Here is an 18,953-nt window from a genome sequence, read left to right as displayed (position 1 = left end):
GACCGCGCGCGACCGCCGCGAGGGTGTCGCGGTAGCTGGGAAAGAGCCAGTCACGCTCTTCCAGCACCAGCGCCGCCGCTATCTCGCAGCCGGCCTCCGGAGGCCGGGCCGACGAGTGCGCCGGGGGACAGCGCTAGTTCTTGACGCCGAAGAACGGCTCCAGCGGCTTCGGCAGGAGATCGTTGCAGGCCAGCTGTCCGGACTTGGTGAGCGCGTCGTTCACACAGGTGTAGTAGTCGCGGTAGACCAGCTGCACCGTGAACGTCATCGCGACGATCGACAGCGCCAGCAGCGCCGTGACGAGCCCGCTGACCGCGGCCGTCGTCTGCGGCCTGCCCTGGATCTGCGCATACGGTGCACCGGGTCCGGAGGCCGGGACGCCAGTCGGAGCGGAGCCGGTACCGGAAGAACCGGCGGCGCCGTCCGCCGCCGTCGCGCTCCTGGGCTTGGCGCGCAGTGAGCTGATCGACCAGTACACGGCCAGCGTGCCGAGCAGCAGGGCGATCTCCGGGAAATCGAAGATCGCGAAGAAGAAGGCCCACATGCCGGAGAGCAGCGCGTAGCGGGCCCGGCGCTGGGCGGGGTCGGTCGGGTCCCAGCGCAGTCCGCCGGGGTTGTTCTCGGGTCCGCCCCGGCCGCCCGGGCCGTTCGGTCCGCCGGGACGGCCACCGAAGCCGCCGCTCTGACGTCCCGGCTGTCGGCTGCTCCACTGACTGCCCCAGACGGGGCGCTCGTCGGAGGAGCCGTCCCCGGGTGCCCCGTCGCCGTTTCCGCTCCCGTTGCCGTCTCCGCCGGTCCCGCCGTTCGACGGGTGGCGGGGCTGCCACGGCTGGTCGGGGCGGTTCTCCGGCGGTGCGGCGAACGGGTTGTCGTCCTTGTCCGGGGAAGAGGAGGGGCCCGTGGGGGGCCGGCGTTCCCTCAGCAGCACCGAGGACCGCTCGGGCAGCGGGAGGCGGAAGGCGGTGCGGCGGCGTCGGTCCGGCATATGGTGAACGTCTTCCCCATCTCGTCATTTCCGCCCTGCGGACGGTTCGCTGTCCCCTGACGCTACCTCCCGGCCATCAGGGGCCGAAAGCGGGGAGCGCGGCCGCGGTGGCCCGTGCCTTCCGTCTGGCCCCCTCGTCTCTTCGATCCGGCCCCTCACCCCTGTCCCGTGGGGGTCCCCGATGTGCCGGTATCGTTGCTGACGGTCGACTCCTTCGTAGAGTTCCCCGTATTGAGGGGCGCGATTCTTTCGTACGACCGTACAAATAGCGTCGCTCTGCTTCACCACGCGAAGCTTCACCACGCGAGAAAGGGCCCAGCCGTGGCCTCCCCGCCCTCCTCCGCCGCTCCGGCCCGCCTGGTCGTGCTGGTCTCCGGCTCGGGTACGAACCTTCAAGCCCTGCTCGACGCGATCGATGACGACCCTGCGGGCTTCGGCGCCCAGGTTGTCGCGGTCGGCGCCGACCGCGACAACATCGTCGGTCTGGAACGGGCGGAGCGCGCGGGGCTGCCGACCTTCGTCTGCAAGGTCAAGGACTACGCCACCCGCGAGGAGTGGGACGCGGCGCTCGCCGAGGCCACCGCAGCGCACCACCCGGACCTCGTGGTGTCCGCGGGCTTCATGAAGATCGTGGGCAAGCGGTTCCTCGCCGAGTTCGGCGGCCGGTTCGTCAACACGCACCCCGCCCTGCTCCCCAGCTTTCCCGGTGCCCACGGGGTGCGAGACGCCCTCGCGTACGGCGCGAAGGTCACCGGGTGCACCGTCCACTTCGTCGACGACGGTGTCGACACCGGTCCGATCATCGCGCAGGGCGTGGTCGAAGTGACCGAAGAGGACACGCCGGAGGGCGAAGCCGCTCTCCACGAACGCATCAAGGAAGTCGAGCGCAAGCTGCTCGTCGAGGTCGTGGGGCGGCTCGCCCGTAACGGCTATCGCATTGAGGGACGAAAGGTTCATCTCGGTCATGTCGGTGAATAAGCCCATCCGCCGCGCCCTGGTCAGTGTCTACGACAAGACGGGGCTCGAAGACCTCGCCCGCGGTCTTCACGAGGCGGGCGTCGAGCTCGTCTCCACCGGTTCGACCGCCGGGAAGATCGCCGCTGCCGGTGTGCCGGTCACCAAGGTCGAGGAGCTCACCGGCTTCCCCGAGTGCCTCGACGGCCGCGTGAAGACGCTGCACCCGCGCGTCCACGCCGGCATCCTCGCCGACCTGCGCCTGGACGCCCACCGCGAGCAGCTCGCCGAGCTGGGTGTCGAGCCCTTCGACCTCGTCGTCGTCAACCTGTACCCGTTCAAGGAGACCGTCGCCTCCGGCGCCTCCGCCGACGAGTGCGTGGAGCAGATCGACATCGGCGGCCCGTCGATGGTCCGCGCCGCCGCCAAGAACCACCCGTCCGTGGCCGTCGTCACCAGCCCCGGGCGGTACGCCGACGTCCTCGCGGCGGTCAAGGCGGGTGGCTTCGACCTGACCGCCCGCAAGCGGCTCGCCGCCGAGGCGTTCCAGCACACGGCCGCGTACGACGTGGCCGTCGCCTCCTGGTTCGCGGACGACTACGCCGCCGCCGACGACTCGGGCTTCCCCGACTTCCTCGGCGCGACGTACGAGCGCAGCAACGTCCTGCGGTACGGCGAGAACCCGCACCAGCCCGCCGCGCTGTACACCTCCGGCTCCGGTGGCCTGGCCGAGGCGGAGCAGCTGCACGGCAAGGAGATGTCGTACAACAACTACACGGACACGGACGCCGCGCGCCGTGCCGCGTACGACCACGCCGAGCCGTGCGTCGCGATCATCAAGCACGCCAACCCGTGCGGCATCGCGATCGCCGACGACATCGCCGAGGCGCACCGCAACGCCCACGCCTGCGACCCGCTGTCGGCGTTCGGCGGGGTCATCGCCACCAACCGTCCGGTGACCGTTGCCATGGCCGAGCAGGTCGCGGAGATCTTCACCGAGGTCATCGTCGCCCCGGCGTACGAGGACGGCGCGGTCGAGATCCTTGCCCGCAAGAAGAACATCCGCGTGCTGCGCTGCCCCGACGCCCCGAGCTCCGCGGTCGAGCTCAAGCCGATCGACGGCGGCGCGCTGCTCCAGGTCACCGACCGGCTCCAGGCCGACGGCGACAACCCGGCCAACTGGACCCTCGCCACCGGTGAGGCACTCTCCGAGGACGAGCTCGCCGAGCTCGCCTTCGCGTGGAAGGCCTGCCGCGCGGTCAAGTCCAACGCGATCCTGCTCGCCAAGGGCGGCGCCTCGGTCGGCGTCGGCATGGGCCAGGTCAACCGCGTCGACTCCGCGAAGCTCGCCGTCGAGCGGGCGGGTGAGGAGCGGGCGCGCGGCGCGTACGCCGCCTCGGACGCGTTCTTCCCGTTCCCGGACGGCCTGGAGATCCTGACCGCGGCCGGCATCAAGGCTGTGGCCCAGCCCGGCGGTTCGGTCCGTGACGAGCTGGTCGTCGAGGCCGCGAGGAAGGCGGGCGTGACGATGTACTTCACGGGTACCCGGCACTTCTTCCACTGAGTGATCCGAACGCCGAGGGCGTCTCCCGGAGCCGGTCTCCGGGCGGCGCCCTTTGCGCTGCCCTGGCAAAGGGGCGCCTGCGGCGCGGGTCAGGCCGGCGGTCCGAACCGTCCGGCAGGGGCCATATGACCCGGGGCGGCGGCGATCGGCCGGTCGCTGCCCGGCTGCGCAATGCGGATCCCGGGTCGCCGGGGGTGAGAGTCCGCGGCGGTCCGGCGGTGGGGACTGCTCGCCGTCGCGGCGGCCAGCCGTGTACGGCAGCCGAGGGACCCGTCATGCCGTCTCCGGGGACGGGGAGGGGCGACGTGCGGCCGGTCGGTCAGGGGTGCAGACATGGCCGAAGGCCGTAACCCACGGGGGTTACGGCCTTCGGCCAGGTGCCACTGTGCGCCCGGTCGACCGCAGCGGTCGCTCGGCTCAGGCGCGCGGGCGCTGGAACCAGGCGGCGCCGTCCGACTTCGCCACGAAGACGATGATCAGAACGCCGAGCGCGATGGTGACGAGGCCCAGCGGCAGCTGGAAGATGCCGCCGAAGCAGATGAACGCGCCGTAGACGATGGCGCAGACGCGGGTGGCGTTGCCGCCGGTCTTCATCTTGAGCGCCAGTGCGACGGAGAGCCCGGCGAAGATCAGGGCGAGCACGCCGATGAACGCCAGGATTCCCTTGCCGAAGTTCTCGATCGTCTGGGTGTCAGCCGTGGTGCCGGCGCTGTCGACCGCGTCGGAGACGGCGCTCATGCCCGCGAAGGCGATGATGGCGCCGATGATCTGGAAGGCGGCAACCACCCACAGCATCACCCGTGCTGCCTTCACACCTCCCGGCATCTCGACCGGTGCGCCCGGGAAGCCGTAACCGGGCTGAACGGGCGGGGCCTGCGGGTAGCCGTAACCCTGTTGCGGCACGCCCTGCGGGGCCTGCTGGGGGTAGCCGTAGCCCGGCTGCCCGCCCTGCTGCTGGCCATAGGGGTTGTTCGGGTCGCCGAAGCTCATGGCGAATTTCCTCCGTTGAAAAATGTGCGGGGACGACGCGGTCCGCGCGGAGGAACGGTGCACAATCAGAACGGCCTGTCCCCCTGCGCTGCCCGCGGTGCTGCGACGGCGGGCCGGCAGGCCCGCGGCCGGATCAGTACTGCGGCTGCTGCTGGCGGTTGAACCAGGCGCTGCCGTCGGCCCTCGCGACGAAGACGATGATCAGCACGGCGAGAACGGTGTGGACGAGACCGAAGATGACGAACGGGTAGATACCGAGAATCGCGGTGATCGCACCGAAGACGATCGCCGTGATGCGGATGCCGTTGGTCCCCTTGCCGAACTTCACGGCCAGGAACACGGCAAGGACCCCCCACAGCACTGCGAAGGCCACGATGCCCCACAGGGCATTGCCGGAGTAGTCGGCAAGCTGCTGGAACTGAACGTCGTCCTTGAGCGTCGCGTCGTTCTTGGCGGCATTCACGGCCGCAGCGGCGATCGCGAAGATGACCGCGCCGATGACCTGCAGGCCAGTGATCACGTAGAGCATGACCCGGGCCGCCTTCACGCCGCCCGGCATCTCGGTGGGCACACCAGGGACGCCATAGCCGCCCTGCACCGGCGGGGCTGCGGGGTAGCCGCCCTGTTGCGGCACGCCCTGCGGGGCCTGCTGGGGGTAGCCGTAGCCCGGCTGCCCGCCCTGCTGCTGGCCATAGGGGTTGTTCGGGTCGCCGAAGCTCATGGCGAATTTCCTCCGTTGAAAAATGTGCGGGGACGACGCGGTCCGCGCGGAGGAACGGTGCACAATCAGAACGGCCTGTCCCCCCGACACTGTCCGCGGTGCTGCGCGGCTCATCGTGGTCTTGACATCGGCTTTTTGTCCAGTCAATAGCCGTATGTGTTGTGCAAGCGCAACCTGATGGCAACCGGCGACACCCAGAATTGGTATGAGGGCGGGGTCATCCGCGAGGATGGGCATCATGACTGCCCAGATTCTCGATGGCAAGGCCACCGCAGCCGCGATCAAGTCCGACCTGACCGCCCGCGTGGCGGCCCTCAAGGCGCAGGGCATCACCCCTGGCCTGGGAACCCTGCTCGTCGGGGACGACCCGGGCAGCCGCTGGTACGTGAACGGAAAGCACCGCGACTGCGCGCAGGTCGGCATCGGCTCCATCCAGCGCGAACTCCCCGGCACCGCCACCCAGGAGGAGATCGAGGACGTCGTACGGGAGCTCAACGCGAACCCCGACTGCACGGGTTACATCGTGCAGCTTCCCCTTCCCAAGGGCATCGACACCAACCGGGTCCTGGAACTGATGGATCCGGCCAAGGACGCCGACGGTCTGCACCCGATGAACCTCGGCCGCCTCGTACTGAACGAGACGGGTCCGCTGCCGTGCACCCCGCAGGGCGTCGTCCAGCTGCTCCGCCACCACGGCGTGGAGATCAACGGGGCGCACGTCGTGGTCGTCGGCCGCGGTGTCACCATCGGCCGCTCGATCCCGCTGCTGCTGACCCGTAAGTCCGAGAACGCCACCGTCACCCAGTGCCACACCGGTACGCGTGACCTCTCCGCCCAGCTCAAGCAGGCCGACATCATCGTCGCCGCCGCGGGTGTCCCGCACATCATCAAGCCCGAGGACGTGAAGCCGGGCGCTGCCGTGCTCGACGTCGGCGTCAGCCGGGACGAGCACGGCAAGATCGTCGGCGATGTGCACCCCGGTGTGGCCGAGGTCGCCGCGTGGATCTCGCCGAACCCGGGCGGTGTGGGCCCGATGACCCGCGCCCAGCTGCTCGTCAACGTGGTCGAGGCGGCCGAGCGCGACGCGGCCGCCGCGTCTTCCGGCTCCGCCGGCTGACCTGATGCTGACCTGATCCGGAAGGAACCCCATGGGTGCTGGTACGAGTCCGGCCGATCCGGCCGCCGCGGCGGACCGGGCGATTCCGGCGCCGCCGGATGAGGAAGTGACTGCGGTGGAGGCCTCCGGCGGGGCGGCAGCGGACGACCGTGCCCGGCCGGCCCGGGGTGCGGACGTGCGGCGGGGCAGCGGCTCGGGAACCGGGCCGGAGTACGGTTCAGGCGCGGACGAGGGCTCGGCTTCCGGCTCCGATGCGGGTTCGGCCGCAGGTTCGCTGGGCGACGTGGCTCGCGGCGCGGAGGTCGGCGCGGGCGGCGACTCCGGCAGCGGTGCGCGCGGCTCCGACAGCCGCGAGCCGGACAGGGGAGCCGAGGGCGAGGGCTCTGGCGACAGCGGCTCGGACCGGGGCCCGGGCGACGCCGTCTCCGCCCCCGCGCCCGGTGGCGGCCCGCGCGGATCGCGACGGTTCCCGTCGTTCACCCGGGACACCGCCCGCCCCGAGGGCGGTGGCCGGGCCGCGTCGGGGGACGCGCCCGCCCCGGCCCGTCAGTGGCCGCTGCTGTCCGTGCTCTGCACGGCCGGGATCGGACTGCTGATCGTCGTCCTGGACCCCTTCGCGGAGGCCTTCCGGATCGGCACGATACTGATCGGCGCGGCCCTCATCGGGGGCGCCGTGCTGCGCTGCGTCGTCCCCTCGGTGGGCATGCTCGCGGTCCGTTCCCGCTTCACCGACCTGGTGACGTACGGACTCCTGGGCGTCCTGATCGTGATGCTCGCACTCGTGGCGCAGCCCAAGCCATGGCTCGACCTCCCCTTCCTGGAGCACGCGGTCCGGTTCACGATCCGCTGACACCGCCGCCCGTGCGGCCCCACTGCGGCCCTCTCGCACCCGACAGGTGCGAGGGGGCCGCGGTTCTGTGCAGGGGAGAAAACCGCCACCAGGTATCTCGTAGGTGGTCGCGTTCGCCGAAGCGCTGGAGCGGGTCTGCGTCGAGACCGTGGAAGGCGGTCGGATGACGAAGGATCTGGCGCGGCTGATCTCCGCGGACGCCCCGTGGCTGACCACGGAGGAGTTCCTGGACGTGCTCGACGCGAACCTGCAGAAGGAGGTCGCGTCGCTCTGACGGCCCCGCGCCGACTGCCCGCACGCCGATCTGTGGTGTCCGTCCCCTCCCCCGAGAAGGGACGGACACCCGAGGCCGGAGCCCACCGGAGCGCAGTTGCCCCCGGAACGTGGCGACTTGAGCGGCCTTGCCCCGACCTGCGGTCAGCTTTGTCGACGGGGTGTCAGGGATCAAGGGATGCCAGGGGTCTGTGGCACGGAAGTGACCATTCCGCCACGGTGTGATCGCTGCGCGACGGTGGTGGTCCGGCGCGGCGGAGCGCCACGGAAGGGGGCGCGCGAGAGTGTGCGCCGATCCCTCGAACGCCACCGTGCGCCATCTCTCCCGCAACTGGCAGCCTGCCTGCGGGCATCCTTCTGGGTAGTCAGCAGCGGTGGACCACCGTATCGGGGCAGGGGAGCGACAGGGCGACGGAAGAGCGGGGCACGCCAAGCACGTTCGGGGGAACGGAGGGGGGAACAATGCCTCGTTGGAAGGCATTACCGGATGAACTCGATCCGCAGGTGAGGGAGTTTGCGGGCCAACTGCGCAGGCTCATTGACCGCGGTGGGCTGAGTGTCGCAGCGGTGGCCGACCGCACGGGCTACAGCAAGACGTCGTGGGAGCGCTACCTGAACGGGCGGTTGCTCGCCCCCAAGGGGGCGATCGTCGTTCTGGCCGAGGTCACGGGCACCGACCAGGCGCATCTGGCCACCATGTGGGAGTTGGCGGAGCGGGCCTGGAGCCGCTCCGAGATGCGCCACGACCTGACGATGGAAGGCATCCGGGTCGCGCAGGCGCGCGCGGCGCTCGGCGAGTTCGGGCCGAACCCGTTGGGCGACCACGGGAGCCGCCGCTTCGGCGGCCGGACCCCCGGCACGGCCGTGGCCGAGGGTGAAGGCGCGGGTGCGGGAGGCGGAGGGCGCCCGCCATCCGTACCGATCCAGCGTGGGAACGCACCGCGGGCGCCGCAGCCGGAGGACCGGCCGCCGCGGCCCGACGGCGTCCGGCGGGAGCCGGCCGACCGCCGCAGGCTGACCCTGGTGCTCACCGGTGTGGTGGGCGCACTGCTGGTGCTGGCGGCGGCGATACTCCTGACCGGCCCGGGCGGCGACGACAAGGGCGGGAAGGCCGCGGCCGCCCCGTCGTCCGCATCACCGACGACCGGTGCGCCCGCACGGCCCGCCGGGGCCGAATGCAGCGGCGCCGACTGCACGGGACAGGACCCGGAGGGCATGGGGTGCGGCGGCCGGTCCGCGCGCACGGTCTCCAGTGCCACGGTCGGCGGAAGGCTCGTCGAGGTGCGGTACAGCAGGACGTGTGGCGCGGCGTGGGCCCGCATCACCGATGCCGTCCGGGGGGACACGGTACGGATCACCGCGGGCGGCGCCGGGCGGCAGGACGGCACGGTCGACGCCGGCGCGGACGCGGACACCCCCATGGTCGCAGTGAAGAAGGCCGCCGACGCCAAGGCGTGCGCGACCCTCGCCTCCGGCACGAAGGGGTGCACCACCGCCGCCGGCGAGTGAGAACGGACGGGGCGCGGTGAGCAGTGAGTGACCGGCTGTGTGCGGTGCCACAGGGGGCCGGGCGGCCGGGAGGTCCCGGGTCGGATAGCCTGAACGGTGGATATCTCTTCACGTCAAGATTCAGGGGATATCCAGCACCAGGGGCAGGGACCCCCCACCGCCAGCTGTCTAACGGAGATCGCCATGACCCGCACTCCCGTGAATGTCACCGTGACCGGCGCAGCCGGCCAGATCGGCTACGCGCTGCTCTTCCGCATCGCCTCCGGCCACCTGCTCGGCCCGGACGTGCCGGTCAACCTGCGCCTCCTGGAGATCCCGCAGGGGCTGAAGGCCGCCGAGGGTACCGCGATGGAACTCGACGACTGCGCCTTCCCGCTGCTGCGCAACATCGAGATCACGGACGACGCCAACGTCGGCTTCGCCGGTGCGAACGTCGCCCTGCTCGTCGGCGCCCGCCCGCGCACGAAGGGCATGGAGCGCGGCGACCTGCTCTCCGCCAACGGCGGCATCTTCAAGCCGCAGGGCAAGGCCATCAACGACAACGCCGCGGACGACATCAAGGTCCTCGTCGTCGGCAACCCGGCCAACACCAACGCGCTCATCGCGCAGGCCGCCGCCCCGGACGTACCGGCCGAGCGCTTCACCGCGATGACCCGCCTGGACCACAACCGCGCGATCTCGCAGCTGGCCGCCAAGACCGGTGCCGCCGTCTCCGACATCAAGAAGCTGACGATCTGGGGCAACCACTCGGCGACCCAGTACCCGGACATCTTCCACGCGGAGATCGCCGGCAAGAACGCCGCCGAGATCGTCAACGACGAGGCGTGGCTGGCCGACACCTTCATCCCGACCGTCGCCAAGCGCGGTGCCGCGATCATCGAGGCCCGTGGCGCGTCCTCGGCCGCCTCGGCCGCCAACGCCGCCATCGACCACGTGTACACCTGGGTCAACGGCACCGCCGCCGGCGACTGGACTTCGATGGGTATCCCGTCGGACGGCTCCTACGGTGTGCCGGAGGGTCTCATCTCGTCCTTCCCGGTCACCACGAAGGACGGCAAGTACGAGATCGTCCAGGGCCTGGACATCAACGAGTTCTCCCGTGCGCGCATCGACGCGTCCGTGCAGGAGCTCACCGAGGAGCGCGACGCGGTCCGCGAGCTCGGCCTGATCTGACCGCCGGATCCGGTCGTTCCCGGTCCGATCCGTACGCCCTTCGCGTACCTCACCGCCCCCGGCAGCCGTTGCTGCCGGGGGCGGCCGCGTATGCGGACCCACACGCCTAGCCGGCGTGCAGCCGGTCGGCCATCTCCCGCACGGCTGCCATGGCCCGGCGCTGCAGGCCGGAGCCGAAGGTGAGGCGCGTGGCGCCCAGCTCGCCGAGCCGGCGCGGGGTCGGGCCGTCCGGCAGCGCCAGTGCGTTGAGCGGGGCCGCGACGGCGGCGGCCAGGCGGGGAAGTGACTCGGGCGGCGCGGCGATCGGGTAGACGCAGTCCGCGCCGGCCGCCGCGTACAGCCGGGCCCGGGCGATCGTCTCCGCCTCCTGGTCCGTGCCGTCCGGGACGCCGCGTACGTACGTATCGACGCGGGCGTTGACGAAGAGGTCCTCGCCCGCCACCGCCCGCACTTCGGCCAGCCGGTCCGCCTGCTGCTGCGGGTCGAGGAGAACGCCGTCCACCGAGTCCTCCAGATTGCAGCCGACTGCGCCGGTGGCCAGAAGACGCTCCACGAGCTCCTTCGGCGGCAGCCCGTAACCGGCCTCGATGTCCGCCGACACGGGTACGGGGACGGCGCGCGCGATCCGGGCGACGGCCGCGAACATCTCGGCGGCGGGCGTCGCCCCGTCCTCGTACCCGAGCGAGGCGGCGACCCCGGCACTCGGGGTGGCCAGCGCCGGGAAGCCCGCGTCGGCGAAGACACGGGCGCTCGCGGCGTCCCACGGGCCGGGGAGGACCAGCGGGTCGCCGGGGGTGCGGCCGTGGTGCAGCGCGCGGAGAACGGACACAGTCATCGCGGGGCTCCTGGGGTGGGGTGGGCTGACGGTCCGGGGCGCGGCCCGGACCGGATCTGCCGGATCAGGGTCAGTGCTTGCTGTCGCCCGGGGTGTAGTGGCCCGGGACCATCCGGGTGGTCACACCGAACCGGTTCCAGGCGTTGATCACCGTGATGGCGGCGATCAGCTGGGCGAGCTCGGTCTCCTCGAAGTGCTTCGCGGCCTTCTCGTACACCTCGTCCGGCACGAAACCGTCGGTCAGGACCGTTACGGCCTCCGTCAGCTCGATCGCCGCGATCTCCTTCTCCGTGTAGAAGTGCTGCGACTCCTCCCACGCACTGAGCTGAATGATCCGTTCGACGGACTCGCCCGCAGCGAGCGCGTCCTTGGTGTGCATGTCGATGCAGAACGCACAGTGGTTCAGCTGCGAGGCGCGGACCTTCACCAGTTCGACGAGGACCGGGTCGAGGCCCTTACGGGACGCGACGTCCAGCCGGACCATGGCCTTGTAGACATCGGGGGCGAGCTGGGCCCAGTGCAGGCGGGCGCTGCGCTCGGGGGCGTGGTCGGAGTTCGGGTGGGAGTGCTCGTTCGTGGTCATGGATACGACGCTACGCGGTGGATGGCGCACGGGTATGGTCCATTTTCATGACAGATTCCTGGGCCACTTTCGGAGCCGACCTGCACATCGACCCGACCGGTGCGGCAGGACTGCGAGCTGGGCTGATGGACGCGCTGCGGGAGGCCGTACGGACCGGGCGGCTGACACCCGGTACCCGGCTGCCGTCCTCCCGGACGCTCGCCGCAGACCTGGGTATCGCCCGGAACACCGTCGCCGACGCCTACGCCGAACTGGTCGCCGAGGGGTGGCTCACCGCCCGGCAGGGCTCCGGCACGAGGGTCGCACAGCGGGCCGAACCGCGCCCGGTGGCCACGACGGCGCCGCGCTCCAGACCGGTGCGCCCACGGCCCGCGTACAGCCTGATGCCCGGCTCGCCGGACCTCTCCACATTCCCGCGCTCCGACTGGCTCAAGGCGGCCCGGCGCGCCCTGACCGCCGCGCCCAACGACGCCTTCGGATACGGCGATCCGCGCGGACGCATCGAGCTGCGCACCGTACTGGCCGGCTATCTGGCGCGGGCGCGCGGCGTGTACGCGGACCCGGAGCGGATCGTGATCTGTTCCGGCTTCGTCCATGGCCTGATGCTGATGGGGAAGGTGCTGCGGCAGCGGCGGGTGCGCGAGGTGGCCGTCGAGTCGTACGGACTGGACATGCACGGGGAGCTGCTCGCCGATGCCGGACTGCGCACCCCCTGCCTGCCGCTCGACGGACTCGGCTCCCGGACCGGGGAACTGGCCGGGATGCGCGGGGTGGGCGCGGTCCTGATGACGCCCGCGCACCAGTTCCCCACGGGGGTCCCGCTGCATCCGGACCGGCGGGCCGCGGCTGTCGACTGGGCGCGAGGCACCGGCGGACTGATCCTGGAGGACGACTACGACGGGGAGTTCCGCTACGACCGGCAGCCGGTCGGCGCCCTCCAGGGCCTCGACCCGGAACGGGTCGTGTACCTGGGGACGTCCAGCAAGTCCCTGGCGCCCGGGCTGCGGCTGGCCTGGATGGTGCTGCCGCGGGGGCTGGCGGGGGCGGTGGCCGAGGCCAAGGGCCAGGTCGACTGGGTGTCGAGCACGCTCGACCAGCTGACGCTCGCGGAGTTCATCGAGTCCGGCGCCTACGACCGCCATGTGCGCTCCATGCGGCTGCGCTACCGGCGCCGCCGCGACCAGCTCGTCGCCGCGCTCGCCGAACGTGCTCCCGCGCTCCGGGTCAGCGGGATCGCCGCGGGTCTGCACGCCGTGGTCGAACTCCCGGAGGGCACCGAGCGAGCGGTGATCCAGGCAGCCGCCTGGCAGGGCCTGGCACTGGAGGGCCTGGCCCGCTTCCGGCACACGGACGCGGAGGTGGGCAGCGACGCCCTGGTCATCAGCTACGGGGGGCCGACCGACAGCGCCTGGGCGGGAACCCTGGAGGCGCTCTGCCGGGTGCTCCCGTAGGGGGCGCGGGAGGACCGCACCGGCGCAATACGCGCTACCGCGCGCCCGGGACGTCTGGCTCGGTGATGTCCGCCGGAGCCTCGCCGAACCGGGTCAGCGCCAGCGCGCCCGCCACCGCCACCGCGAACCCGGTGACCGCCAGCCCGCCGAGACCCTCCCGCGTACGGTCCCCGAGCCAGACGACGCCCACCAGCGCCGGGCCGATGGTCTCGCCGATCACCATGCCGGCCGTCGCCGTCGTCACCGAGCCCCGCTGCAGCGCGGACGTGAGCAGCAGGAACGCCGCACCTCCGCCCAACAGCAGCGCATACGTCGCCGGGTTGGCGACCAGCACCGACGGCGAGACGTCGTCGATCAGCCGCACAGCGACCTCGACCACCCCGAAACCGCACCCTGCCCCCAGCCCCAGCACCAGTGCGCGCGACTTCTCCGGCAGCCGCCCGGCCGCCGCGCCGATCACCAGGACACCCAGTGCGATACCGAGCATCGACCAGCGCAGGGCGGTCGAGCCGGTCCGGCCGCCCTCGCCACCGGCGGCGAGGGCCAGCATGGCGAGACCCGCGCACACCACGCCGACGGCAGCCCACTCGGTACGGCTCAGCCGCACGTGCAGCAGGCGCGCGGCGACCACGGCCGTCACCGCAAGACTTGCGGCGAGGGCGGCGCCCACCGCATAGATGGGCAGGGAGCGCAGGGCGACGATCTGGAGGACGAAACCACAGCCGTCGAGGGCGAGCCCGACCATGTAACGCCACTGCCGCACGGCGCGCAGCAACAACGCCGGATCGACCCCTGCACCGGACCCCGGCCTGACGGCCGCCCGCGAGGCTACGGCCTGGAGGACGGAGGCCGTACCGAAGCAGACCGCGGAGCCGAGCGCGCAGATCATCCCAAGGAGCACATGGGGACTCTACGGGGGCGGTCCCGGCCACCGGGTTCCGGCCAAGTTCTTCCGCCGGGTCAAGGCCGGTGAGACGCCGGGCCCCTCCTGGCAAGCTCTGCCCGGTCAGCCGCGCAGCACCTCCCGGAGTTGCTCCAGGCCCCAGTCCAGGTCCTCCTTGCTGATCACCAGGGGCGGGGCGATCCGGATCGTCGAACCGTGGGTGTCCTTGACCAGCACCCGGCGGTCCATCAGCTTCTCGGAGATCTCCCGGCCCGTGCCGCGGCTCGGGACGATGTCCACGCCCGCCCACAGCCCGCGGCCCCGCACCGCCTCCACGGCACCGCCGCCCACCAGCAGCCTCAGCTCCTGATGAAGATGGTCGCCCAACTCCGTTGCCCGTTGCTGGAATTCACCGGTACGCAGCATCGCGATGACTTCCAGCGCGACCGCGCAGGCGAGCGGATTCCCACCGAACGTCGAACCGTGCTCACCGGGCCGGTAGACCCCCAGCACCTCGGCCGACGAGACGACGGCCGACACCGGGACCACGCCGCCGCCCAGCGCCTTGCCGAGCACGTACATGTCCGGCACGACGCCCTCGTGCTCACAGGCGAAGGTCTTGCCCGTCCGGCCCAGACCCGACTGGATCTCGTCCGCGATGAACAGCACATTCCGTTCCCGGGTCATCTCGCGCACCCCGGGGAGATAGCCGGGCGGCGGCACCAGCACCCCGGCCTCGCCCTGGATCGGCTCCATCAGGACCGCCACGGTGTTCTCGGTCATCGCCGCACGAAGCGCGGTGAGGTCCCCGTACGGCACGATCTCGAACCCCGGCGTGTACGGGCCGAAGTCCGTCCGAGCCTCCTGGTCCGTGGAGAAGCTGATGATGGTCGTCGTCCGGCCGTGGAAGTTGTTCGCGGCGACGATGATCTTCGCCATGCCGTCCGGGATGTCCTTGACCCGGTAGCCCCACTTGCGGGCGGTCTTCACCGCCGTCTCCACGGCCTCCGCCCCCGTGTTCATCGGCAGCACCATCTCCATGCCGCACAACTCGGCAAGCTGCGTGCAGAAATCGGCGAACCGGTCGTGGTGGAAGGCGCGCGAGGTCAGGGTCACCCGGTCCAGCTGCGCCTTGGCGGCCTCGATCAGACGCCGGTTTCCATGGCCGAAGTTGAGCGCCGAATAGCCCGCGAGCATGTCGAGATACCGCCGTCCCTCGACGTCGGTCATCCAGGCGCCGTCCGCCGAAGCGACGACGACCGGAAGCGGATGGTAGTTGTGCGCGCTGTGCGCCTCGGCGGAGGCGATGGCAGTTTCCGTGGTCGACACGGGATCTCCGTTCGTCGTGCGGCGTCGGGCTGGGGTTCCACTTTGTATCGTCGGTCGGATCCTCGGGGAGGAAACCTTCAATCAACGGCGCGCCCATGCGTTTGCGCAGTCAGAGGTCGAGGAGTTCCTGACGTGGACCGGTCTCCCGGCTGTACCGGCCCTCGCCCCCGCCTCCGCCTCCGCCGCCTCGACGGGCCGCCAGCGGCCGCAGGGCCAGGGCGAGCGCCGCCCCTGCCACCAGCCCGGGTACGGCCCACCACACACCGTTGAAGCGGTCGGACGAGCCGGAGGCCCCGGCCGCGGCCGGGGCAGCGGACGCGGAGGCAGCGGGCCACGGTGCCGGTGCGGGGCCCGCAGCGCGGTCCTGCGGGGCGGACTGCCCGCTGTCCTCCCACGGCTGCGGGAACAGCGGCGCGTACGCCTCCTCGCTGTTCTTCTTCCCCAGCAGCCCGAGCTGCTTGAACAGCGCCACCAGCTCCGCCGGCTTCTTCGCCCGGTGCCAGTACCCGCGGTAGGTATAGGGGACTTCGGAGGCCGTGTGTATCCAGACCGTGTCCGGATCGTCCCCCGGGAAGACCCGGTCGGTCCGCATCGGCTCCAGGTCGTGGACCATCCAGGTCACATTGATCTGCCGCGTCCCCACTGCCCCGTCCAGGCTCTGGGGCCGCTCCTTGTCGCCTTCGCCCGCTGGGCCCAGCAGCGCCTCCAGCCTGGTGTACCTCGGGTCCGAGACGGAGAGCGCGGTCGCCTTCCCGCAGTCCGGTGAGGTGACCAGCACCGTCGTCGGCCCGCCCGCCACCGCTCCCGGAGCGAGACAGAGACTCAGCCCGCACACCGCCGCCGACACGGCCAGCCGTCGCAGAAATCGGAAGCGGCCCACCGGCCGCCGGGTGGATCGAACGCCTGGCTGTTGTTCCGCGAGCCGGCCTCCGGGCTTTCGCATGACGTCCCCCTTGCACTGTCCGGTACGGACCGCCCGTACCGTGTCACCTCTGGTACACCGCCCGGGCCCCGCAGGTTCCCCTCCCGAGCCGACCGGTTTTCCGGACCGTCAGAGCGCGGAACCGGCGACCGAACGGGCCCGCTCCCGCGATGCCACGCCCTCCAGCCGCAGTGTCATCCGCCCGTCCTTCACCCACAACAGGGTGGGTCCGGCAGTCCGTTGGGACCGTGACCACCGCACGCCGTCCCCGTCGACCATGCCGAACCGCAGGACATGCGGCCTCGCGAACCAGAGGCCGTCCACCGCGCCGCCGCGGCCGTCGGCCACCTTCAGCCACTCCGGCTGTTCCCGCACCTGTTTGGTGAAGTACGGATCCAGCGGCGCCGCGAACTCGTCGAGCCGTATCGTCCGCCCCTCCTCCTGCCAGCACAGCGTGACCATCCACCGGCCCTCCGGCAGCTCCGACACGGACACCGCGTCCGGCGCGCCGAGCGCCCCGGGCACGACCGGCCGGAAGCCCGACCGCCGCGCCGCCTCCTCCGCCGTCACCGGGGTGCCACAGCCCGGCACCGGCGCTCCCGTCCGCGCAGGGACCGGCGCGGACGGGTCGTACCGCACGTCCACCCCGCCGAAGTCGAACCAGTCGGCGACCGTCGCCCGCACCGGAGGCGTCAGCACCAGCACGACCAGGAGCCCCGAGAGCGCCGCGGCCAGCAGACGGGCCCGCCGACGGGCCCACACCCCGGCCCGCTCCAGCCGCCCCGGGGGTACCGGCACAGGCACCGGGACCGCTTCGGCGACGATCTGCGCCAGCACACGCTCGGCCATCGTCAGCCCGCCGCCCTCCGGCTCGGGGACCTCCATCCCGCGCCCCAGCGCCAGCAGCTCCGCCCGCAAGCGCGCCCGGTCCGGATCATTCGCACCCGTCACCCCACGTCACCCCCTCCCACCCCGGTCCCGAGCTTCTTCTCCAGCTTTTTCAGCGCACGGTTCAGCCGGGACTTCACTGTCCCCCGCGGCCAGCCCAGCGTCCGCGCCGTCTCCGCCTCGTCCATCTCCAGCAGGTATCGGTAGGTGACGACCTGCCGATGCTCCTCGCTCAGCTCGTCGAGCGCTGCTGTCAGCAGCGTCCGCCGCTCCTCCGCGAGCGCCGCCACCGCCGGATCCGCCGACTCCGGTATCACCGGCTCGGCGCCCCGCAGCTCCGCCTCGCGCCCGGCCACCGCACGCGCCCGACCGGCCGACCGGAGTGTGTTCCTCGTCTCATTCACGACGATCCTCAGCAGCCACGGCCGGAATGCCGCGCCTTCCCGGAATCGACCGAGCGCCTGATACGCCTTGAAGAACGCGGACTGCACCACATCCTCCGCTTCGGCCCCCGCCCCGAAGGCGACCGCGGCCCGCAGCGCGACGCCCGTGTGGGCGCGTACCAGCTGCGCGTATGCCTCCGCCTCTCCGGCGCGCACACGAGCGATCACCGCGGCCTCGTCCTCTGCCGGCGCCTCTTCCGGCGCCGCGGCACGAGTCCCGGTCCGCTGTTCGGCCCGCCCCTCAGCCTGCCCTCCGGCACGCCCGAGAGCGCGGTCCGCACCCTCGTCCTCGACGGCGCGGCCCCCCTCCCGGCCCCTCTGCAGGGCCCCCTCCTGCGTCCTCACACCTTTCATACACCGGCTGCCGGAGATTGGTTCCGTACCTGAGACAATGAGTCCTATGGCCTCTGAACGCCCCCGCGTGCTCTCCGGAATCCAGCCCACCGCAGGCTCGTTCCACCTCGGCAACTACCTCGGTGCGGTCCGCCAGTGGGTGGCGTTGCAGGAGTCCCACGACGCCTTCTACATGGTGGTGGACCTGCACGCGATCACCGTTCCGCAGGATCCCGTGGAGCTGCGAGCGAACACCCGGCTCGCCGCCGCCCAGCTGCTGGCCGCCGGTCTCGACCCCGAGCGCTGCACGCTCTTCGTCCAGAGCCATGTCCCGGAGCACGCCCAGCTCGGCTGGGTCATGAACTGCCTCACCGGTTTCGGCGAGGCCTCCCGGATGACGCAGTTCAAGGACAAGTCCGCCAAGCAGGGCGCCGACCGGGCGACCGTCGGCCTCTTCACGTACCCGGTCCTCCAGGTCGCGGACATCCTGCTCTACCAGGCCCACCAGGTCCCGGTCGGCGAGGACCAGCGCCAGCACATCGAGCTCACCCGCGACCTCGCCGAGCGTTTCAACGGCCGGTTCGGCGACACGTTCACCATCCCGGCGCCGTACATCCTCAAAGAGACGGCGAAGATCTACGACCTGCAGGACCCGTCGATCAAGATGAGCAAGTCGGCGTCCACGCCGAAGGGCTTGATCAACCTGCTCGACGAGCCGAAGACCACGGCCAAGAAGGTCAAGAGCGCGGTCACCGACACCGACACGGTCATCCGGTACGACGTCGAGAACAAGCCAGGTGTCAGCAACCTCCTGACCATCTACTCCACCCTCACCGGCACGGGTATCGCGGATCTCGAACAGAAGTACGAGGGCAAGGGCTACGGTGCGTTGAAGACCGACCTCGCAGAGGTCATGGTCGAGTTCGTCACACCTTTCCGGACCCGTACCGAGGAATATCTCGACGACCCCGAGACGCTGGACTCGATCCTGGCCAAGGGTGCGGAAAAGGCCCGGGCGGTAGCCGCCGAGACCCTGGCCCGGGCGTATGACCGGATGGGCTTTCTGCCTGCGAAGCACTGAGTTCGAGGACCCTGGCGAGATGACGGCTCCAGGCTGCACACTGGGCACACTGGCGACAGGAGACCAACC

Annotated in this window: 19 protein-coding genes; 9 read left to right on the top strand and 10 right to left on the bottom strand. The window is 71.3% G+C overall.

Annotated features, from left to right (window positions below; translation table 11 throughout):
* Window positions 1–133: 133 nt before the first annotated feature.
* The gene (locus AB0N06_RS18050) at window positions 134–985 is read right to left on the bottom strand and encodes a hypothetical protein (RefSeq protein ID WP_366135657.1); all 852 of its coding nucleotides are present in this window, start codon (window positions 983–985) and stop codon (window positions 134–136) included.
* A 321-nt stretch (window positions 986–1,306) separates the two neighbouring features.
* Between AB0N06_RS18050 and purN the strand changes: the two genes are divergently transcribed.
* Together purN and purH are read left to right on the top strand one after the other, a co-directional pair.
* A complete protein-coding gene (gene purN, locus AB0N06_RS18045; protein ID WP_366135656.1) occupies window positions 1,307–1,963 on the top strand; it encodes a phosphoribosylglycinamide formyltransferase in 657 nt (218 codons plus the stop codon).
* Window positions 1,950–3,503, top strand: a complete 1,554-nt coding sequence (purH, locus tag AB0N06_RS18040; protein WP_366135654.1) for a bifunctional phosphoribosylaminoimidazolecarboxamide formyltransferase/IMP cyclohydrolase — start codon at window positions 1,950–1,952, stop codon at window positions 3,501–3,503. Before purN ends, purH begins: the two co-directional genes overlap by 14 nt.
* Before the next feature lie 417 nt (window positions 3,504–3,920).
* Here purH and AB0N06_RS18035 read toward each other — a convergent pair whose 3' ends face one another.
* Together AB0N06_RS18035 and AB0N06_RS18030 are read right to left on the bottom strand one after the other, a co-directional pair.
* Window positions 3,921–4,493: a hypothetical protein gene (locus AB0N06_RS18035; protein ID WP_366135653.1), complete on the bottom strand. Its 573-nt coding sequence runs from the start codon at window positions 4,491–4,493 to the stop codon at window positions 3,921–3,923.
* Window positions 4,494–4,626: 133 nt separating this feature from the next.
* Window positions 4,627–5,214, bottom strand: a complete 588-nt coding sequence (locus AB0N06_RS18030) for a hypothetical protein (RefSeq protein WP_366135652.1) — start codon at window positions 5,212–5,214, stop codon at window positions 4,627–4,629.
* A gap of 238 nt (window positions 5,215–5,452) precedes the next feature.
* On the opposite strand from AB0N06_RS18030, the gene AB0N06_RS18025 reads away from it, so the two are divergent.
* The 5 genes from AB0N06_RS18025 (at window position 5,453) to AB0N06_RS18005 (ending at window position 10,136) form a co-directional block, all read left to right on the top strand.
* Window positions 5,453–6,331, top strand: coding sequence for a bifunctional methylenetetrahydrofolate dehydrogenase/methenyltetrahydrofolate cyclohydrolase (locus AB0N06_RS18025; protein WP_366135651.1), 879 nt, complete (start codon window positions 5,453–5,455; stop codon window positions 6,329–6,331).
* Between the two features lie 175 nt (window positions 6,332–6,506).
* A complete protein-coding gene (locus AB0N06_RS18020; RefSeq protein ID WP_366135663.1) occupies window positions 6,507–7,181 on the top strand; it encodes a DUF3017 domain-containing protein in 675 nt (224 codons plus the stop codon).
* Between the two features lie 103 nt (window positions 7,182–7,284).
* On the top strand, window positions 7,285–7,455 hold the full coding sequence (locus AB0N06_RS18015) for a hypothetical protein (protein ID WP_366135650.1): 171 nt from the start codon (window positions 7,285–7,287) through the stop codon (window positions 7,453–7,455).
* Between the two features lie 461 nt (window positions 7,456–7,916).
* Complete coding sequence (locus AB0N06_RS18010; RefSeq protein ID WP_366135649.1) at window positions 7,917–8,963, top strand: DUF2690 domain-containing protein; 1,047 nt, start codon at window positions 7,917–7,919, stop codon at window positions 8,961–8,963.
* Window positions 8,964–9,146: 183 nt separating this feature from the next.
* Window positions 9,147–10,136: a malate dehydrogenase gene (locus AB0N06_RS18005; protein WP_358863140.1), complete on the top strand. Its 990-nt coding sequence runs from the start codon at window positions 9,147–9,149 to the stop codon at window positions 10,134–10,136.
* 106 nt (window positions 10,137–10,242) lie between these two features.
* Here AB0N06_RS18005 and AB0N06_RS18000 read toward each other — a convergent pair whose 3' ends face one another.
* On the bottom strand, window positions 10,243–10,971 hold the full coding sequence (locus AB0N06_RS18000; RefSeq protein WP_366135647.1) for an isocitrate lyase/phosphoenolpyruvate mutase family protein: 729 nt from the start codon (window positions 10,969–10,971) through the stop codon (window positions 10,243–10,245).
* A 70-nt stretch (window positions 10,972–11,041) separates the two neighbouring features.
* Window positions 11,042–11,554, bottom strand: coding sequence for a carboxymuconolactone decarboxylase family protein (locus AB0N06_RS17995; protein ID WP_366135646.1), 513 nt, complete (start codon window positions 11,552–11,554; stop codon window positions 11,042–11,044).
* Between the two features lie 47 nt (window positions 11,555–11,601).
* Between AB0N06_RS17995 and AB0N06_RS17990 the strand changes: the two genes are divergently transcribed.
* A complete protein-coding gene (locus AB0N06_RS17990) occupies window positions 11,602–13,005 on the top strand; it encodes a PLP-dependent aminotransferase family protein (protein WP_366135645.1) in 1,404 nt (467 codons plus the stop codon).
* A gap of 34 nt (window positions 13,006–13,039) precedes the next feature.
* Here the strand turns inward: AB0N06_RS17990 and AB0N06_RS17985 are convergent, their stop codons facing one another.
* The 5 genes from AB0N06_RS17985 to AB0N06_RS17965 all read right to left on the bottom strand — a co-directional run bounded on the left by AB0N06_RS17985 (window position 13,040) and on the right by AB0N06_RS17965 (window position 17,638).
* Entirely contained in the window at window positions 13,040–13,894 is an 855-nt protein-coding gene (locus tag AB0N06_RS17985) for a hypothetical protein (RefSeq protein ID WP_366135662.1), read from the bottom strand.
* A gap of 117 nt (window positions 13,895–14,011) precedes the next feature.
* Window positions 14,012–15,217 (bottom strand): ornithine--oxo-acid transaminase, encoded by a 1,206-nt coding sequence (rocD, locus tag AB0N06_RS17980; RefSeq protein WP_366135644.1) that lies wholly within the window; start codon window positions 15,215–15,217, stop codon window positions 14,012–14,014.
* A 109-nt stretch (window positions 15,218–15,326) separates the two neighbouring features.
* On the bottom strand, window positions 15,327–16,160 hold the full coding sequence (locus tag AB0N06_RS17975) for a hypothetical protein (RefSeq protein WP_366135643.1): 834 nt from the start codon (window positions 16,158–16,160) through the stop codon (window positions 15,327–15,329).
* Window positions 16,161–16,268: 108 nt separating this feature from the next.
* Window positions 16,269–17,090: a hypothetical protein gene (locus AB0N06_RS17970; RefSeq protein WP_366135642.1), complete on the bottom strand. Its 822-nt coding sequence runs from the start codon at window positions 17,088–17,090 to the stop codon at window positions 16,269–16,271.
* Window positions 17,087–17,638, bottom strand: coding sequence for a sigma-70 family RNA polymerase sigma factor (locus AB0N06_RS17965; RefSeq protein ID WP_366135641.1), 552 nt, complete (start codon window positions 17,636–17,638; stop codon window positions 17,087–17,089). The genes AB0N06_RS17970 and AB0N06_RS17965 overlap by 4 nt, the downstream gene beginning before the upstream one ends.
* A 232-nt stretch (window positions 17,639–17,870) precedes the next feature.
* Between AB0N06_RS17965 and trpS the strand changes: the two genes are divergently transcribed.
* Window positions 17,871–18,884, top strand: coding sequence for a tryptophan--tRNA ligase (gene trpS / locus AB0N06_RS17960; RefSeq protein WP_366135640.1), 1,014 nt, complete (start codon window positions 17,871–17,873; stop codon window positions 18,882–18,884).
* Window positions 18,885–18,953: the final 69 nt, after the last annotated feature.

The organism is Streptomyces sp. NPDC051020, from assembly GCF_040683105.1.
In the GTDB taxonomy this organism is placed as follows: domain Bacteria; phylum Actinomycetota; class Actinomycetes; order Streptomycetales; family Streptomycetaceae; genus Streptomyces.
This window is presented reverse-complemented; position numbering and strand designations above follow the sequence as displayed.

What these genes read in the sequence shown, in the direction of transcription:
- trpS (WP_366135640.1), top strand. Translation starts at nt 17,871, where the DNA reads ATGGCCTCTGAACGCCCCCGCGTGCTCTCCGGAATCCAGCCCACCGCA.
- AB0N06_RS18010 (WP_366135649.1), top strand. Translation starts at nt 7,917, where the DNA reads ATGCCTCGTTGGAAGGCATTACCGGATGAACTCGATCCGCAGGTGAGG.
- AB0N06_RS17990 (WP_366135645.1), top strand. Translation starts at nt 11,602, where the DNA reads ATGACAGATTCCTGGGCCACTTTCGGAGCCGACCTGCACATCGACCCG.
- AB0N06_RS18005 (WP_358863140.1), top strand. Translation starts at nt 9,147, where the DNA reads ATGACCCGCACTCCCGTGAATGTCACCGTGACCGGCGCAGCCGGCCAG.
- AB0N06_RS17995 (WP_366135646.1), bottom strand. Translation starts at nt 11,554, where the DNA reads ATGACCACGAACGAGCACTCCCACCCGAACTCCGACCACGCCCCCGAG.
- AB0N06_RS18035 (WP_366135653.1), bottom strand. Translation starts at nt 4,493, where the DNA reads ATGAGCTTCGGCGACCCGAACAACCCCTATGGCCAGCAGCAGGGCGGG.
- AB0N06_RS18030 (WP_366135652.1), bottom strand. Translation starts at nt 5,214, where the DNA reads ATGAGCTTCGGCGACCCGAACAACCCCTATGGCCAGCAGCAGGGCGGG.
- AB0N06_RS18025 (WP_366135651.1), top strand. Translation starts at nt 5,453, where the DNA reads ATGACTGCCCAGATTCTCGATGGCAAGGCCACCGCAGCCGCGATCAAG.
- AB0N06_RS17975 (WP_366135643.1), bottom strand. Translation starts at nt 16,160, where the DNA reads ATGCGAAAGCCCGGAGGCCGGCTCGCGGAACAACAGCCAGGCGTTCGA.
- purH (WP_366135654.1), top strand. Translation starts at nt 1,950, where the DNA reads ATGTCGGTGAATAAGCCCATCCGCCGCGCCCTGGTCAGTGTCTACGAC.
- AB0N06_RS18050 (WP_366135657.1), bottom strand. Translation starts at nt 985, where the DNA reads ATGCCGGACCGACGCCGCCGCACCGCCTTCCGCCTCCCGCTGCCCGAG.
- AB0N06_RS18000 (WP_366135647.1), bottom strand. Translation starts at nt 10,971, where the DNA reads ATGACTGTGTCCGTTCTCCGCGCGCTGCACCACGGCCGCACCCCCGGC.
- AB0N06_RS17985 (WP_366135662.1), bottom strand. Translation starts at nt 13,894, where the DNA reads ATGATCTGCGCGCTCGGCTCCGCGGTCTGCTTCGGTACGGCCTCCGTC.